Raw genomic sequence first — 15,509 nt, 5'->3', positions numbered from 1 at the left:
GGGGGGGGGGGCCCCCGTTCCGTCGCGTTGCGGCGCACGCGCACCGATCACCTCACGAAATAGTTACCGGTACGTAACTTACCGGAGAGTTACCAGCGGTAAGTGAGCGCTGCTAGTTTCCGGTTCCACCTTCCTGCAGGAGAGCGAGGAGTGAGCCGTGAGCCGTATCAGCAGCGTGCTGACCACCGTCGTCGCCACCACCGCATGCGTGTGCGTGTCCGTCCAGCCCGCCGCCGCGAGCGGACCCGTGGTGTCGCGGGGCGTCACGATCCCCGCCTTCTACACTCCGCCGGCCGAACTCCCCGCGGGCAACGGGGTGCTCGTCCGCCACGAGCCGCTCCCGCTCGGCCTGAGCCTGCCCGGCCTGGACGGCCGCCCGCTGCCGGGCACCGCGACCCGGCTGATGTACACCTCCACCGACTCCGGCGGGCAGCCGGTCGCCGTCACCGGCGCCTACGTCGAGCCGTCCGCGGACTGGGAGGGCGACGGCCCCCGCCCCCTGGTGGTGGTCGGCTCCGGGACCATGGGACAGGGCGACCAGTGCGCGCCCTCGCTCTCGCTGGAACACCCCCTGACCGTCACCCCGCAGACGGTGTCCGTCGGCTACGAGAACCTGGCCGTCTTCCGGCTCCTCGCCACCGGGGCGGCCGTCGTCGTCACCGACTACGTCGGCCTCGGCGCCACCGACCGGCTCCACACCTACGTCAACCGCGTCGACGAGGGGCACGCCATGCTGGACGCCGCCCGGGCCGCGCGTTCCGTGCCCGGCGCGTCCGTCCGCGCCGATTCACGGGTCGCCATGTACGGCTACAGCCAGGGCGGCGGAGCCACCGCCTCCGCGGCCGAGCTGCACCGCGCCTACGCCCCCGACGTCCCTCTCGTCGGCACCTACAGCGGCGCTCCGCCCGCCGACCTCACCGAGGTGATGAAGGGCATCGACGGCAGCGCCCTGGCCGCGGCGCTCGGCTGGTCGATCAACGGCTTCGCGCAGACCTACCCGGAGCTGCGCGAGGTCCTCGACGCCAACATCAACGCCACCGGACGCGCCGCCCTGAAGGACATCGCCACCACCTGCATCGGGGACGCGATCTTCGGCTACGGCTTCACCCGGAGCACCAAGTGGACCCTGAGCGGCGAGTCCATCGGGGCGGTCATCGCCCGTGAGCCGGAGGCCCGGGCGATCCTGGACAAGCAGCGCCTCGGGATGACGAAGCCCACCGGGCCGGTCCGGCTGGCCACCGGCGTCCAGGACGACATCGTGCCGCACGAGCAGGCGCGGCAGCTGGCCCTCGACTGGTGCGACAGGGGCGGCGACGTCACCTACAAGGCCATCCGGCTGCCCGACCTGGGCGACAAGCTCACGACCAACCACGTGGCCCCGCTGCTCGTCGACCAGGGCGAGGCGGTGGAGTGGCTGACCGACCGGCTCGCGGGCGAGCCGACGACGTCCAACTGCTCGAGCATGCCCACGCAGCGCTGATCCCGCCGGAAACGGCACGAGCCCCGTCCCGGTGGATCGGGACGGGACTCGTGATGGAGCGCCGGGCAGGCCTTGCACCTGCATCTCCCCGCAGGAAGCGGGGCGTCTTTCCTTGGACCACCAACGCACAGCCGGGCTCCGGAGGTTTCCGTTGCCGTGACCTGAGACAACCATAGCGGTGATCGCCTCAGTCGTCACATCAGTCACATGAGTGCCCCGGTGCGGGCCCCCTCGAAGTTCTCCTCGACCTCGGCCTGCTCCCCCGCGTTCGGATACGGGTTGGTGCACGCGGTGCCGGCGCTGGCACCCGACATCAGGCTGGAGCAGGGACCGGGCTTGCGGTCCGGCAGGCCCAGCATGTGCCCGAGTTCGTGGGCCGCGATGCGGATCGTGTAGTAGCCCTGGTCCACCGCCTGCCGCCCCATGTAGACGGTCCCGGTGCCCAGGGGGCCGGGCACGGCGCGCGGCCAGCCGTCGTCCGCCAGGACCCGGATGTCGGCGCGCTGCCCGGAGGTGACCGGGCGCAGTTCCACCGCGTCGACGCTCTCGTTCCAGATCGCCGCGCCCCGGTCGACCGCGGACTTGAACTCCGCGGCGCCGCTCGCGTCGTACGTGAGCACCCGGGCGGCCACCACGGGGGTCGCGGTACCGGCGGACGGTGCGGCCACGGCGGCCGGGCCGTCCAGCAGGGCGAAGGACATCACCAGTGCTGCGGCCAGGCCGCCGGTCAGTCCGCGTACGCGCATGTCGACCTCCTGTGGGGGAAGGGCAGTCGTGTTCATGCCACTGCCTGCGCCTCTGCCCACCCGGCGCGGCGCTCAATCCCTCATTCGGACCGCCGCCCGATTCAGAAACGATGATGCTGAATGGCATGCGGGGGATCGGTTGGACTTCCTGATCACTCCGGGGGCACTGTGGGCAGGGTTCACACCATGCCACGGGACGCCCCGCCCCGCACCACCCGGAGACCCCCGATGAACCACGTCAGCAACCCCGAGCGCTACAACGGCACCATGCGCTACCGGCGCACCGGCCGCTCGGGCCTCGACCTGCCCCTGCTGTCCCTGGGCTACTGGCACAACTTCGGCGACGAGCGGCCCTTCGAGACCCAGCGCGAGATCGCCCTGCGCGCCTTCGACCTCGGCATCACCCACCACGACCTGGCGAACAACTACGGCCCGCCCTACGGCTCCGCCGAGATCAACTTCGGCCGGCTGATGCGGCAGGACCTCGCGCCGTACCGCGACGAACTGGTGGTCTCCACCAAGGCCGGCTGGGACATGTGGCCCGGCCCCTACGGCCAGGGCGGCGGCTCCCGCAAGTACCTGCTCGCCTCGCTGGACCAGTCCCTGAAGCGCATGGGCCTGGAGTACGTCGACATCTTCTACTCCCACCGCCTCGACGCCACCACTCCGCTCGAGGAGACCATGGGCGCCCTCGACACGGCGGTCCGCCAGGGCAAGGCGCTCTACGTCGGCATCTCCTCCTACGACGCCGAGCGCACCCGGCAGGCCGCGGCCATCCTGCGGGACCTCGGGACGCCGCTGCTGATCCACCAGCCGTCGTACAGCATGCTGAACCGCTGGATCGAGACGGACGGCCTGCTCGACGTGGCGCAGGAGGAGGGCTTCGGGGTCATCGGCTTCACGGCGCTCGCCCAGGGCCTGCTGACCGGCCGCTACCTGGACGGCGTGCCGGGCGACTCGCGGGCGGCGGCGGGCAAGTCGTTCGACCCGGCGTGGCTGACCGACGACATGCGGGACCGGCTGCGTGCCCTGAACGGCATCGCGGCCCGCCGCGGGCAGACCCTCGCACAGATGGCGCTGGCCTGGGCCCTGCGGGATCCGCGGGTGACGTCGCTGGTCATCGGCGCCTCCCGCACCGAGCAGCTGGAGCAGAACGTCGCCGCGCTGGAGAACCTCGACTTCACCGCCGAGGAGCTGGCCGAGATCGACTCCCACGCCACCGACGGCGGCGTCGACCTGTGGCGTGAGGCCCGGCTGGGCAACCTGGGCTGAGCCGCGGGGTGTGAGCGGCGGCGGGAGGGGAACTGCGGTGCGGTGGGCCGGGACCCCGGCCGCGGTGGACCCACGATGCGGACGGCCGTATGCAGACCTTCCTGCCGTACCCCGACTTCTGCGCGTCGGCGCTGGTGCTGGACCGGCGCCGGCTCGGCAAGCAGCGGGTCGAGGCGCTCCAGGTGCTGCGCGGCCTGATCGTGCCGGGCTACGGGTGGCGCCGTCATCCGGCGGTGCGGATGTGGACCGGCTACGAGGAGGCGCTGGTGCGCTACGGCCTGGAGGTCTGCCGCGTCTGGCGCGAGCGGGGCCACCAGGACAGCTGCGCGGCGACCCTGGTCGCCGACCTCGCCACCGTGCGGCCCGGTGCGCCGGTGCGCGGTCAGCGGGAGCTGGCCGAGGCCGGTGAGCTGCCGCCCTGGCTCGGGGACGACGCCGTGCACCGCAGTCACCGTTCGGCGCTGCTGCGCAAGGATCCCGCCGTGTACGCGGACGTGTTCCCCGGTGAGCCGCACGACCTGCCGTACGTGTGGCCGCCGTCGGACCGCGACCCGGAGGCGGTCACCGGCTGACCGGCCCGCGGGACACGCGTCGGGCCCGGTCCTCGTGGCGGACCGGGCCCGACGGGCGTCACCGGCGGTTCGTCAGCCCTGGCGGGCCGGGCACCCTCCTTCACCGGCACCCGGACGTCCGCCTGATGGCCGGTGGCATGCCCCTCACGGCCGGTGGATCGCGGGAGCGGGCTCCCGCGGTCCCGGCGGTGTCACCGTGCGGACAGGTACTCCTCGACGCCCGGCACGGTGTGTGCCTCCTCCGCGTTGACCACACCGCCGACCGCCTCCGCGTCGGGCTTGAGCACATACGTCTCGACGCTCGCGGGACGGTCGACGTCGGAGAAGTCCTGCGCGGTGCCGAGGCCCGTGTCGGCGTTCTTCTGCGAGCGGTGCGCCGTGACGACGTCCTCGCGGGTGAGGCCGCCCGCCTCGCACGCCTTCTCCAGGTCGGCGCCCATGAGCTGGGCGGCGTTGTACCCGGACAGCACCCCGGAGTCGACCGGCGAGTCCGGGTACTTCTTCCGGTACGAGGCCACCATGCGCTTCACCCCCGGCAGGTCCGAGCTGACCGCGGGCGCGGCGCTCACCACGTTCAGCAGGGCGGCGAGGGCGGGCGCCGCCGGGGTCTTCATCAGCTGCGGCGCGAAGCCGGGGGCGCTGCTGACGACGGGGACCCTCAGGCCGCGGGAGGCCGCGACACCGACCAGGGAGGCCGTCTGCGCGGGGCCGGCGCTGATCAGGACGGCCTTCACGCCCTCCGCGCGCAGCGCCGAGACCTGGGCCGACAGGTCGGTGTCCGTCGCCTTGATCTTCAGGCCGGTCACCTTCAGACCGGCCCTCTTCGCCGCCCAGGTGGACCCTTCGAGCGCGTTGGCCCCGTAGTCGCCCTCGAAGTACACGTGGCCGACCGTGTCGCCCTTCTTCAGGCCCTTGGTGCGGGTGAGGAACTCGACCGCGGCGATCATGTCGACGTCGTAGGTGGTGCCGAGCACCTGGATGGCGTCCTTGCCGAGCAGGGAGGCGGCCCAGGCCTGCGGGAAGGTGAGCATGCCGGCGCGCTCGATGTCGTCGAGCAGGGCGGCGACCACCGGGGAGCCGATGACCTGCGGCAGCGCCACGACGTCGGGGGCGATGTCGGCGTACGCGGTGACCGCCTTCTGCACGTCGTAGCCGTGGTCCTTGACGACGATCTCGATCTTGCGGTCGCAGATGCCGCCCCGGGCGTTGGTCTCCTCGGCCCACATCTGCTGCGCCTGCACGATGCTCTTGCCGAGCGTGGCGTAGGGGCCGGTGAGGTCGGTGAGCGCGCCCAGTCTGATGGTCTTCGCGTCGACGCCGGGTCCGGTGCGCAGGCCGCCGTCCGTCCTGCCGTCGTCGCCGCCGTCCGCCTTGGAGCTGCATCCGGTGGCCGCGAGCAGCAGGGCGAGGGTGCCGGCGAGGACGGTCCCGGCGGTGCGGTGCCGGGTGCGGGGTCTGGAGTGCGTGGTGTTCACGGGGTGTGCTCCTCGGTTCGTGCGGCTGCGGCCGGTTGCGGGGGCGTGGGGACGGAGGGTTCGGTGCCCGGGGTGCGGGTGTGGCGGCGCCGTACGCGGTCGCGGGCCCGGCGCGCCAGACCGTGCAGTCCGTCGGGGGCGTACAGCAGGACCAGGACGATGGCCGCGCCGTACAGGTAGCGGGCGGCCTCGGTGGGGCCCACGGTGCCTTCGGCGGAGCCGGGGGCGGTGACCAGCGGGAGCTGGTCGGCGTAGCGGGTCATCAGCAGCGGCAGCGCGGTGACGAACACCGCGCCGGCGGCGGCTCCGGCGACGGATCCGAGGCCGCCGATGACGATCATGGCGAGGTAGTCGACGGAGAGGGCGAGGGAGAAGTAGTCGGGGACGACGCGGCGGAAGGCGAGCGCCAGGAGCACTCCCGCCAGGCCCGCGTACATGGACGACACCACGAAGGCCGCCGAGCGGTGCCGGGCCACGTCGACGCCCATCACGGCGGCCGCGGTCTCGCTGTCGCGCAGTGCGGCCAGCGCCCGGCCGGGCCGGCCGCGCAGCAGGCCGCGCGCGGTGAACCAGGTGAACGCGAACAGGGCGAGGCCCAGGTACCACAGCCGTTCCTCCGCGCCGAACGGCACGCCGAGGACGGTCAGTTCGCCGTCGTCCGCGCCGAAGGTGAAGCCGCCGAGGGTCAGCGGGGGCACGGAGCGGCCGTTGAAGCCGCCGGTGATGGAGTCCGCGGTGAGCAGCACATGGTGGCCGAGGAACACCAGGGCGAGGGTGGCGATGCCCAGGTAGATCCCCTTGACCCGGCCGGCGACGGGGCTGAACAGCCCGCCGGCCGCTCCGGCGAGCAGCACCGCGAGGAGCGCGGCGAGGGCCGGCGGCAGTCCGGGTCCGGGCTCGCCCGCGAACCACGCGTAGCCGTACGCGCCGACGGCGAGGAAGAAGGCGTGGCCGAGGGAGAGCTGGCCGGCGGTGCCGCTGAGCAGGGCCAGGCCGACGGCGCCGATGGCCGCCGCCATGGAGAACAGGCCGATGCGCAGCCAGAAGGCGTCCAGGTAGAACGGCGGCAGGCACAGGACGACGGCGAGCAGCGGGAGGGCGGTGCGGCGGCGGGTGAGGGCGCCGAGGAGGCGGTCAGACACGGGCGGTTCCCTTCGCGCCGAACAGCCCGGTGGGCCGCACCAGGAGCACCAGCAGCATCACGGCGTACGGGGCGACGTCGCCGAAGCCCTCGCCGAGGACGTGCAGTTCGGACTGGTGGCCGACGACGAGCGCCTCGGTGAGCCCGATGATCAGGCTGCCCGCGAGGGCGCCGGCCGGGGAGGCGAGGCCGCCGAGGATCGCGGCGGGGAAGGCGTTGAGGGCGATCTGGCCGGTGGTGCGTTCCAGTCCGGGCGCGGGAAAGGCGGCGAGGAACACGGCGGCCAGCGCGGCGAGCGCACCGGCCAGGCACCAGGCGCCCGCCCGTACCCGGCCGAGCCGTACGCCCATGAGGGCGGCGGCCTCCAGGTCCTCCGCCGCCGCCCTCAGCGACAGCCCCCAGGAGGTGAACCGGAACAGCGCGAACACGCCGCCAATGACGACGGCCGACACCACGATCGCGGCGAGCCGGCTGTCGGCGACGGTCACCGGCCCCAGCTCCGTCACCGCGTCGCCCCACGGGTCGCCGAGTGTCAGCAGGTCACCGCCGATGCGCCGGGCCAGGTCGGTGAGCAGGACGATGTCGACGCCGATGGTGACGATGGTCTGCACGTGCGCGGCATGGGCGTCCTGGCCGCCGCGTTGCAGCAGGAAGCGGTCGAGCGCGCCGGCGAGGGCGGCCGTGGCGAGGACCGCCAGGGCGAGCGCCCCGGCGAAGCCGAGGTCGTCGTGGAGGACGGCGACGAGGTAGCCGCCGAGCAGCAGCAGCGAGCCGTGGGCGAAGTTGAGGACGCCGGAGGCCTTGAAGATGACGACGAAGCCGAGCGCGACCAGCGCGTAGACGGCGCCGAGCGCGAGCCCGCCGAGGACGTTGTCGAGGAAACCGGTCATGCCGCGTCCTCCCGGGGTGCGTCGGTGCCGAGGTAGGCGCGCAGCACCTCGGGGTCGCGGCGGACCTCGTCGGGGGTGCCGTGGGCGATGGGCCGGCCGAAGTCGAGCACGGTCACGTCGTCGGCGAGCCGCATGACGAGGCCCATGTCGTGCTCCACGAGGACGACGGACAGGCCGAGTTCGGCGCGGATCTCCCCCACCACCTCGACGGTGCGGGCGCGTTCGGCGGCGTTCATGCCGGCCACGGGTTCGTCGAGGAGCAGCACGCGTGGCTCCAGGCACAGGGCGCGGGCGAGTTCGACGCGCTTGCGGTCGCCGTACGACAGCAGCGCGACGGGGCTGTCGAAGTGGGCGCCGAGGCCGGTCAGTCCGGCGATCTCGCGGGCCCGTGCGAGGTGCTCGCGCTGTTCGCGCCGGGCACCCGGCAGCCGCAGCGCGCTCGCCGCGAACCCGGCGCGGGACAGGGCGTGGCGGCCGAGCATCAGGTTGTCGGCGACGGTGCCGTGGGTGGTGACGATGTTCTGGAAGGTGCGGGCCACGCCGAGCGCGGCGATGCGGTGCGGGGCGAGGCGGGTCAGCTCGGCGCCGCCGAGCGTCACCGACCCGGACCCCGGGCGGCACAGCCCGGACAGCACGTTGAAGCAGGTCGACTTGCCGGCGCCGTTGGGGCCGATGAGGGCGTGCACCGAGCCGGGGGTGACGGTGAAGGAGACGCCGTCGAGTGCGGTGAGTCCGGCGAAGCGCACGGTGACGTCCCGGACGTCGAGCACGGGCGGCGCGGCGGAGGTGCGGTCGTTCACGCGGCCCCCTGGTCCTCGGCCGCCTCGCCCAGGTACAGGCGGCGTACGGCGTCGGTGCGGGCGAGTTCGCCCGCGGGGCCCGACAGCCGGGTCTCGCCGACCTCCAGGACGTGGGCGTGGTCGGCGAGCGAGAGCGCCATGCCGGCGTTCTGCTCGACCAGGAGCACGGCGGTGCCCTGGCCGTTGATCTCGCGGATCACCTCGGCGATGCGGTGCACCATCCGCGGTGCCAGGCCGAGCGAGGGCTCGTCGAGGAGCAGCAGGCGCGGGGCGGCCATCAGGGCGCGGCCGATGGCGAGCATCTGCTGCTCGCCGCCGGAGAGCAGTCCGGCCGCCTGCCCGGTGCGTTCGGCGAGGCGCGGGAAGAGCGCGAGGACGCGGTCGCGGGCCTCCTGGACCTGGGCGCGGCCGCGCCGGCCGAGGCCGAGTCCGCCGGAGCGCAGGTTCTCGTCGACCGAGAGCCCGGCGAACACCCGTCGTCCCTCCGGGACCTGGACGACTCCGGCGCGTACCGCCGCGACCGGGTCCCTGCCGTCGAGCGCCGTCCCGCCGTAGCGGATGCGGCCGGCCGTGATGGCGCCGCGGTGCAGGCGCAGGGTGCCGGAGACGGCCCGCAGCAGGGTGGTCTTGCCGGCGCCGTTGGCGCCGAGCAGCGCCACGACGGCGCCGTGCGGCACCGTCAGGGACACGGAACGCAGGGCGGACACGGCGCGTCCGTACGTCACGTCGACGTTCTCGACGTGCAGCGCGGGCGGCTCGTCCGGTGGTGCTTCGGGCATCGCGGCTCCTCGGGGCCGTACCGCTCGGGGCGGTGACGGCTTCGGGGGAAGGGGAGCTCACGACAGCACGGGCACGGACCGCCGGTACAGGCCCGCGGGCCCGCTCGCTGCGGCGTACCAACGGGGGCGGGCGGGGGTTGTGCGGGTGCCCAGGCGGACGGAGGGGTGCGGTCAGCGGCGCAGCAGGGTGCGGGCGGTCAGCGCGAGGCTCACCTCGACCAGGTCGCAGGGGCGGGAGAGGGAGCGGCCCGACAACTGCTCGTAGCGGCGGAGGCGGTTGAGGACGGTGTTGCGGTGGCAGTACAGGCGCCGGCTCGCCCGCTGGGCGGAGCCGTCGCAAGCCAGCCAGGTGGCCAGGGTGTCCAGCAGGACCTCCGCGTCGGCGGGTTCGAGGTGCGCGAGCGGGCCGAGGAGCCGGTCGGCCAGAGCGGTGCCGAGTTCGGGGCTCGACACCACCAGCGCCGCGGGCAGGTGTTCGGCGAGCCGCACCGTGCCGCCCGACTCCGGGCTCAGGCTCAGCGCGGTGTCCGCCAGCCGCCGCGCCGCGCCGACCGCGGCCAGTCCCTCCACCGGCCCGCTCACGCCCACCCGGGCGCCGGGTGTCTGCTCCTGCGGCACGGCCGCCTCCTCACCGTCCCCGGTCAGCACGATGCCGTAGTCCGCGTCGACGCCCGTGTGCCAGTGCACGCGCACACCCGGGGCGAGCACGGCCCGGGCCCCGGGACCACCCGCGAGTCCGCCCCCGTCGACCGCGACGACCACGTACCGGCCGTCCTCCGGCAGGCCGAGCGCCCGCGCGGCCTCCGGCAGGTCGGCGATCCTGCTGGTGCCGTCCAGCAGGGCGGCGGCCAGCAGCCGCACCCTGTTCTCCCGGCGCCAGGCCAGCTGCCGCTCGGTCTGCCGGTAGGCGTCCGCGACGAGGGTGCAGTGCTCGTCCACGAAGTCCCACACGTCGGACGCCACGTGCACCAGCAGCCGTACGTCCTCGGGTGCCGTGCGGGACGTCTCCTCCAGCAGGCCCTGCCACACCAGCGAGCCGCCCAGCCGGAAGGCGTGCAGCAGCGCGTCCAGCGGCAGTCCCTGCTCGGCGCGTGCGGCGCCGATCTTCCAGGAGCAGCGCCGCGCCCCGTCCCGGGCGCCCCGCGGATCGAGCAGCGAGCAGATGCTGTGCCGCAGCGAGCGGTGCACCTCCTGCCAGACGGCTCCCGCGTCGTCCTGCACGGCGGCCCGGTAGGCGGGTTCCTGCTCCTGCAGCACGGCCACCAGGCGGTCGGTGAGCTGGGGCAGGTCGTCCAGCAGGACGCGGGCGGCCCGGTGCAGCACGCGCAGCGCGTCGGCGTCGATCAGAGAGCGGACGCGCGGTGTCCGCGGCCGCGGCGCGGGCAGCGTCGCGGGGCGCGGCAGAGTACGTGGCCGTACGGCGTGTTGCATCGCGCATCTCCCCCAGGGTCGGCTTCCCGGCGGCGCCCGCGCGGCGGTTCCCCGGGCCGGCGCCGGGCCGGCCGAGGAGCCCGTGGGCCGGCCGCCACCTGACTCGTCCTGCCCCGAAGGATGACATACCGTCCGGTCGGTCCCTAGAGGTGTGCAGTGGTCTTTTCGGCCTGTTCGACCAGCCGCACCAGTTCGACCCGGGAGCGGACACCGAGGATGGCGAACACGTTGCGCAGGTGGTAGTCGACGGTGCGGGTGCTGACGGACAGGCTCAGGGCCACCTCCCGGTTGGTGGCGCCCTCGGCGACGCGCCGGGCGATGCGGAGCTGCTGCGGCGTCAGCCGGGACAGCTCGCCGCCGCCGGAGTCCGCCGGGGCCGCGCCGCCGGCCCGCAGTTCCGCGGCGGCCTGCTGGGCCCACAGCTGGGCACCGCAGCGTTCGAAGCCCATCAGCGCCTCCCCGAGCCGGGCGCGGGCCTCGCGCAGCCGGCGCCGGCGCCGCAGCCACTTGCCGTAGAGCAGTTCCGTGCGCGCCCGCTCGAAGTCGCCGGACGTCTCCTCGTGGCGGTCCAGCGCGCGCAGGTACAGCTCGTCGGCCGCGTCGGTGGGCGACAACAGCGCGCGGCAGCGCAGGAGTTGGGCCGGGGCCTGCGGGTCGGCCCCGCAGGCGGCCCAGAGGGCGAAGTCCTCGACCACCGCCGGTGCGTGCTCGGGCCGCCCGGCGAGTACGGCGGCCTCCACGAAACAGGGCACGGCGAGCATCCACACCGCGAAGTGGCCGCGCCGTGCGCCGGGCCGCACGAGCGGGCCGAGCCGGTCGGCGGCCTCGCGGGGGCGGCCGGCGCCGAGGTCGGCGCGGGCCGTCGCCCAGTGGGCGAGCGTCGCGGCCTGCACGAGCCCGTGCCGGCGGGCGGTGCGCAGGGCCGCCGCGCCGTGCTCGGCCACGACCTCCTTCTCCCCTTCTATCGAGGCGGCGAGCGCGAGTACGGCGTGCAGGTGGGCGGCCGTGTTCCGGCGGCCGGTGTGCCGGGCGGTGCGCAGCCCCTCCTCGGCGTGGGTCCGGGCGAGCTGGTGGTGCCCGGCACGCAGTTCGGCGTAGGCCAGGTACTCCAGCGCCCGCGGTTCGAGGGCGGCGGCGCCGCGGGTGCGCGCGGTCGCGAGCGCCCGCGCGCCGGCGCGCCGGGCGGCGGCCACGTCGCCGAGCATCAGCGCGGCCGCCGCGGACCTCAGCAGCGGCTCCGGCTCGTCGCCGCGCAGTCCGTGCTCGACGACGCGCCGCAGCGGGGCCGCGGCCAGGTCGAACCGCCCCAGCAGCACGGCCCGCATGCCGTCCCGGTGGTCACGGAGCACGGCGGTACGGGGCGGGGTCCCGGCGCCCGTGGGGCCGCCTGCGCCACCCGTGACCCCGGTACCGGCCGTGCCGGTCACGGAGTCGGTGGCCGCGAGGGCGCGCAGGCAGGCCGTGGAGTCGCCCGCCGCCCAGGCCGCGTCCGCCGCGCCCAGGACCGCCGCGTCGGCGTCCTCGCCGCGGGCGGTGGCCAGCAGGGCGGCGGCGAGCAGGAAGGACTCGTGGGCGTCGTCCACCGGTCCGTCGGCCAGGAGCACGGCGCCCCGCAGGAGTTCCGCGGCGCCGCGGGCCGCCGCGGGGACCGGGCCGCTGCGGGCGGCGTCGAGGAGGCGCCTGGCCTCGGCCGGGTGACCGGCGAGCACGGCGTGCTGCGCGGCGGCGGTGTACCGGTGGGCCCGCCGGGTGTCGTCCGTGGTGAGTTCGGCGGCCCGGGCGAGCGCCCGGTGGCACAGGGCGGGCGGGAACGCGCAGGCCGTCGCGGCCCTCGCCAGCCCGTCCGCGAGGGCGGGGGCGCGGCCCGTGACGCTCCACGAGCGGTGCAGCAGCGCGACGACGCCGTCGGGATCCGCCAGGCAGTCGGCCAGCGCCCGGTGCACGGCACGGCGCCGCTCGGGCGGCGCACCGGCGTACACGGCCCGGCCCAGCAGTGCGCTGCGGAACCTGATCCGGCCCTCGGCCATGACCAGCACCTCGGGTAAGGGCTCCCCGCCCGTCGCTTCGCCGCTCTCCCCCGCCGCGCGCAGGACCAGTTCCGCATCGGCGTCCGGCTCCCCCGTCACTCGTACCGCCGCCGCGGCGGCCAGCAGCAGTCCGGCCCGCTCGGGCGGTACGGCGTCGAGGCATCCGCCGACGACGTCGGCCAGCACCTCCGCGTCGGCCGGCGGCCGCGGCAGGGCCCGGCGGCCGCCGAGCTGGGCGGGCGACAGCCGCTGCACCATCGCCAGCAGCAGCGCGGGATTGCCGTCCGCCTCCGTCAGGAGTTCCTCGCGGACTTGGGGGTCCACGGCGCCGCCCGTCACGTCGTCGACCAGGCGCGCCGCGTCCGCCGGTGCGAGCGGGCCGAGCCGCAGCAGGGGCAGCGCCGCCCATTCGGGGTCGACGGGCCGGTGTCCGGCGACCGTCAGGAGCAGCCCCGCCCGCACTCCCGTCGAGCGCACCCACGTGGCCGCGTGCGCCAGCGCGGCGCGCGACGCGGCGTCCCAGAGGTGGGCGTCGTCCACGCAGACCAGGAGCGGGGAGGCGGCGGCCGCCGTCCGCAGGGCGTCGGCCAGCGCCTCGCCGGCAGCGCCGGGCCCCGGGGTGTGCGCGGTGACGCCGGCCGCGCGCAGCAGGGTGTGCAGGCCGCTCAGCGGTTGCGCGGAGCGGGCCGGTTCGGCGCGTACGTGCCACACCGGTCCGGCGCGGAAGGAGCGGGCCGCGTCGTCGAGGAACTGTGTGCGGCCGCATCCGGGTTCGCCGGTCACGACGCGCACGCCGCCGGTGCGCAACTCGTCCAGGAGCCGGGCGGCCGCCTGCCGCCGCGAGGTCGTCTGTCCGGTCATTCCCGTACCTTACTCAGGCGTAAGGTACGGCGGAAGACGCGGGTCCGCCTCCTCGGGGAAGCTCAACCGCCCGTTCACCAGCGGTTCTCGTACGGATGCGGAGCAGCGCGGTGTGCCGCCGCCCGCGGGCGCGGGCCCTCCTCTGTGCGCCCGCACAAGGCCGGTGGCGGCCCGCGTCGTGCACGCGGACCGCCACCGGGTGGTCGTGGAACGGGGTTGCCGGTTCCTCAGGAGGTGTGCGGGCAGTTGCCCCGGGACTCCTCGATCGTCAGGCTCGGCCTGGGCAGCGGGCAGAGGAACTGCTCGTAGCGGGTGTCGTTGTCGATGAACCGCTTGAGCCAGGAGATGCTGTACTTCGCGATCGTCGTGTTCGACGAGTTCGGCGTGAAGTGGGTGGCGCCGTTCAGTTCCAGGTAGGCGCGGTCCAGGGAGGACGGCAGGCCCGAGTACAGGGGCTCGGCGTGGCTGGAGACCGGGGCGATCGAGTCGCCGTCGGCCCCGAAGATCAGGGTGGGCGTGCGGACCTCGGGCCAGCTCTTGTCGAGGTTCCAGGGCGTCAGGGGGACGGCGGCCTGGAGCGAGGGCCGGTCCTTCGCGGCTTCGAGGGTGCCGCCGCCGCCCATCGAGTGGCCCATGACGCCGAGCCGGCTGCTGTCGATGCGGCCGCGGACGGCGCTGCGCTGGGTGAGGTAGTCCAGCGCGGCGAGCAGCTGGTTGCCGCGCGAGGCGGGCTGGTCGAGGGTGGAGTTGGTGTCGATGGTGAAGACCACGAAGCCCTGGGAGGCCAGGCGCGGTCCGAGCCAGGCGATGGAGGACTGGTAGGCGGTGTAGCCGGGCGAGATGGCGACCGCGCCGAAGGTGCCGTCGGCGGTGCTGGTCGGGTAGTAGATGGTGCCTCCGCCGAAGCCGGAGACGGCGAGCGAGGAGACGGAGAGCTCGGACACGGCGTAGGGGCCGCGCGTGGCCTCGATGCTGGATTCGGTCGGTGCCGGGCCGCGCTCGTAGGGGTTGTCCGCCGCGTGGGCGCCGGGGCCGCTGAGGGTGGTGAGGGAGACGACCGCGGCGACGGCCGCCGTGAGTCCGGCGAGCCGGCGGGTTCCGCGCCTGGCGGTGTGGGGGTGCTGGGGCACGAGGAGTGGTCCTCTCTGTCGCGGCGGGCCGCCCGGCCGGGCACGGAAGCACGGCTGGATCGGGGCCGTCCGGCCGGGGGCTCCACCAATGGGCTTGCGGTGCCACTCTCGGAGAGGAGGGGGCCCACGCGGACCGGCAATCTCACCGGTCTCCTGCGGCGGGCGGCGCGGCGAACCGGCGCGCACAGGCGCCGCATGCCGGAGGAAAGCGGGGGTACACGCACAGGCGCGGTCACCGTCGGAGTCGGCGCCGGCGGTGACCGCGCCACGGGTCGTCACGTCGATTCCGGCAGGCCGGCGCCGTTTCTGGCGCGGCGCTGCGCCGGTTCCTCAGGCCGCGTCGTAGACGTGGGCCCGGCCGCCGACCCACTTCACCCAGGCGGGATCGTCCAGCAGCCGTTCACCCTCGGGCAGCCCCGCGCGCCGCAGGAACTCCACCACGTCCCGGTCGGAGTGGGCGAGGCCGACGATCTCTCCGCGCACGGTCACCCGGCGTCCGCCCGAGCCGAGCGGCCGGTGTACCACGATCGGCGCCTTCGTCATCCTTCCAGGATCCGTCCGGGCCCGCCGGCCTGCATCCCGGCCCTCCGTCACTCGAGTGCCGCACCGGGCGAGCCGTCCGGGCCCGCGCCGTGCTCGTATGGAAGCGGCCTCCATGCCTACCGGGAGGGAGCCGGAAATGCACGAGATGTGGTGCGGTGCGGACACTTCGGGGGAGCCGGTGTGGCACGTCCTCACCCCGGACAAGACCTCGACGCTGTGCGGAGTGGAGAAGCAGGAGGAGTCGCCGCGGCGGCACTCGACGGACCGGCACTGCTTCTCCTGCATGAAGACGTTCCAGACGGTCGTGGCGTCGCGCTGAGGCGCGTGCGTCGCGCCTTCGCACGGGTGGGGCCGGGAGCGGT

The 15,509-nt window shown here is 74.8% G+C and carries 14 protein-coding genes and 1 tRNA gene; 4 read left to right on the top strand and 11 right to left on the bottom strand.

Going from position 1 to position 15,509, the window contains the following annotated elements; genetic code table 11:
• Nucleotides 1-157 precede the first annotated feature (157 nt).
• Nucleotides 158-1,480, top strand: coding sequence for a lipase family protein (locus tag FGW31_RS33230; protein ID WP_142197261.1), 1,323 nt, complete (start codon nt 158-160; stop codon nt 1,478-1,480).
• Nucleotides 1,481-1,534: 54 nt separating this feature from the next.
• On the opposite strand, the gene FGW31_RS33225 is transcribed toward FGW31_RS33230, so the two are convergent.
• Both FGW31_RS33225 and FGW31_RS33220 read right to left on the bottom strand, forming a co-directional pair.
• A tRNA-Gly gene (locus tag FGW31_RS33225) sits at nt 1,535-1,607 on the bottom strand.
• 76 nt (nt 1,608-1,683) lie between these two features.
• Entirely contained in the window at nt 1,684-2,226 is a 543-nt protein-coding gene (locus FGW31_RS33220) for a snapalysin family zinc-dependent metalloprotease (RefSeq protein ID WP_142197260.1), read from the bottom strand.
• Nucleotides 2,227-2,454: 228 nt separating this feature from the next.
• On the opposite strand from FGW31_RS33220, the gene mgrA reads away from it, so the two are divergent.
• Entirely contained in the window at nt 2,455-3,498 is a 1,044-nt protein-coding gene (gene mgrA, locus FGW31_RS33215) for an L-glyceraldehyde 3-phosphate reductase (protein WP_142197259.1), read from the top strand.
• An 89-nt stretch (nt 3,499-3,587) separates the two neighbouring features.
• Nucleotides 3,588-4,070: an MSMEG_6728 family protein gene (locus tag FGW31_RS33210; RefSeq protein WP_142197258.1), complete on the top strand. Its 483-nt coding sequence runs from the start codon at nt 3,588-3,590 to the stop codon at nt 4,068-4,070.
• Between the two features lie 191 nt (nt 4,071-4,261).
• Here FGW31_RS33210 and FGW31_RS33205 read toward each other — a convergent pair whose 3' ends face one another.
• The 9 genes from FGW31_RS33205 to FGW31_RS33165 all read right to left on the bottom strand — a co-directional run bounded on the left by FGW31_RS33205 (nt 4,262) and on the right by FGW31_RS33165 (nt 15,147).
• Entirely contained in the window at nt 4,262-5,545 is a 1,284-nt protein-coding gene (locus FGW31_RS33205; protein ID WP_142197257.1) for an ABC transporter substrate-binding protein, read from the bottom strand.
• Nucleotides 5,542-6,687: a branched-chain amino acid ABC transporter permease gene (locus FGW31_RS33200; protein ID WP_142197256.1), complete on the bottom strand. Its 1,146-nt coding sequence runs from the start codon at nt 6,685-6,687 to the stop codon at nt 5,542-5,544. The genes FGW31_RS33205 and FGW31_RS33200 overlap by 4 nt, the downstream gene beginning before the upstream one ends.
• On the bottom strand, nt 6,680-7,576 hold the full coding sequence (locus FGW31_RS33195; protein ID WP_142197255.1) for a branched-chain amino acid ABC transporter permease: 897 nt from the start codon (nt 7,574-7,576) through the stop codon (nt 6,680-6,682). Before FGW31_RS33195 ends, FGW31_RS33200 begins: the two co-directional genes overlap by 8 nt.
• Complete coding sequence (locus tag FGW31_RS33190) at nt 7,573-8,376, bottom strand: ABC transporter ATP-binding protein (RefSeq protein WP_142197254.1); 804 nt, start codon at nt 8,374-8,376, stop codon at nt 7,573-7,575. Before FGW31_RS33190 ends, FGW31_RS33195 begins: the two co-directional genes overlap by 4 nt.
• Nucleotides 8,373-9,155, bottom strand: a complete 783-nt coding sequence (locus FGW31_RS33185; RefSeq protein ID WP_142197253.1) for an ABC transporter ATP-binding protein — start codon at nt 9,153-9,155, stop codon at nt 8,373-8,375. Before FGW31_RS33185 ends, FGW31_RS33190 begins: the two co-directional genes overlap by 4 nt.
• A 171-nt stretch (nt 9,156-9,326) precedes the next feature.
• On the bottom strand, nt 9,327-10,586 hold the full coding sequence (locus FGW31_RS33180; RefSeq protein ID WP_142197252.1) for a PucR family transcriptional regulator: 1,260 nt from the start codon (nt 10,584-10,586) through the stop codon (nt 9,327-9,329).
• A gap of 143 nt (nt 10,587-10,729) precedes the next feature.
• On the bottom strand, nt 10,730-13,474 hold the full coding sequence (locus FGW31_RS33175; protein WP_142197251.1) for a helix-turn-helix domain-containing protein: 2,745 nt from the start codon (nt 13,472-13,474) through the stop codon (nt 10,730-10,732).
• A gap of 227 nt (nt 13,475-13,701) precedes the next feature.
• On the bottom strand, nt 13,702-14,604 hold the full coding sequence (bdeA, locus tag FGW31_RS33170) for a bis(hydroxyethyl) terephthalate hydrolase (protein ID WP_142197250.1): 903 nt from the start codon (nt 14,602-14,604) through the stop codon (nt 13,702-13,704).
• A gap of 330 nt (nt 14,605-14,934) precedes the next feature.
• On the bottom strand, nt 14,935-15,147 hold the full coding sequence (locus FGW31_RS33165; RefSeq protein WP_182674995.1) for a hypothetical protein: 213 nt from the start codon (nt 15,145-15,147) through the stop codon (nt 14,935-14,937).
• A gap of 136 nt (nt 15,148-15,283) precedes the next feature.
• Between FGW31_RS33165 and FGW31_RS33160 the strand changes: the two genes are divergently transcribed.
• Nucleotides 15,284-15,466: a hypothetical protein gene (locus FGW31_RS33160; protein WP_233288755.1), complete on the top strand. Its 183-nt coding sequence runs from the start codon at nt 15,284-15,286 to the stop codon at nt 15,464-15,466.
• Nucleotides 15,467-15,509 lie beyond the last annotated feature (43 nt).

The sequence above is a fragment of the Streptomyces calvus genome, from assembly GCF_006782915.1.
Lineage (GTDB): Bacteria > Actinomycetota > Actinomycetes > Streptomycetales > Streptomycetaceae > Streptomyces > Streptomyces calvus.
The sequence above is the reverse complement of the archived record's forward strand: the minus strand, read 5'-3'. Positions and strand labels throughout refer to the sequence as shown.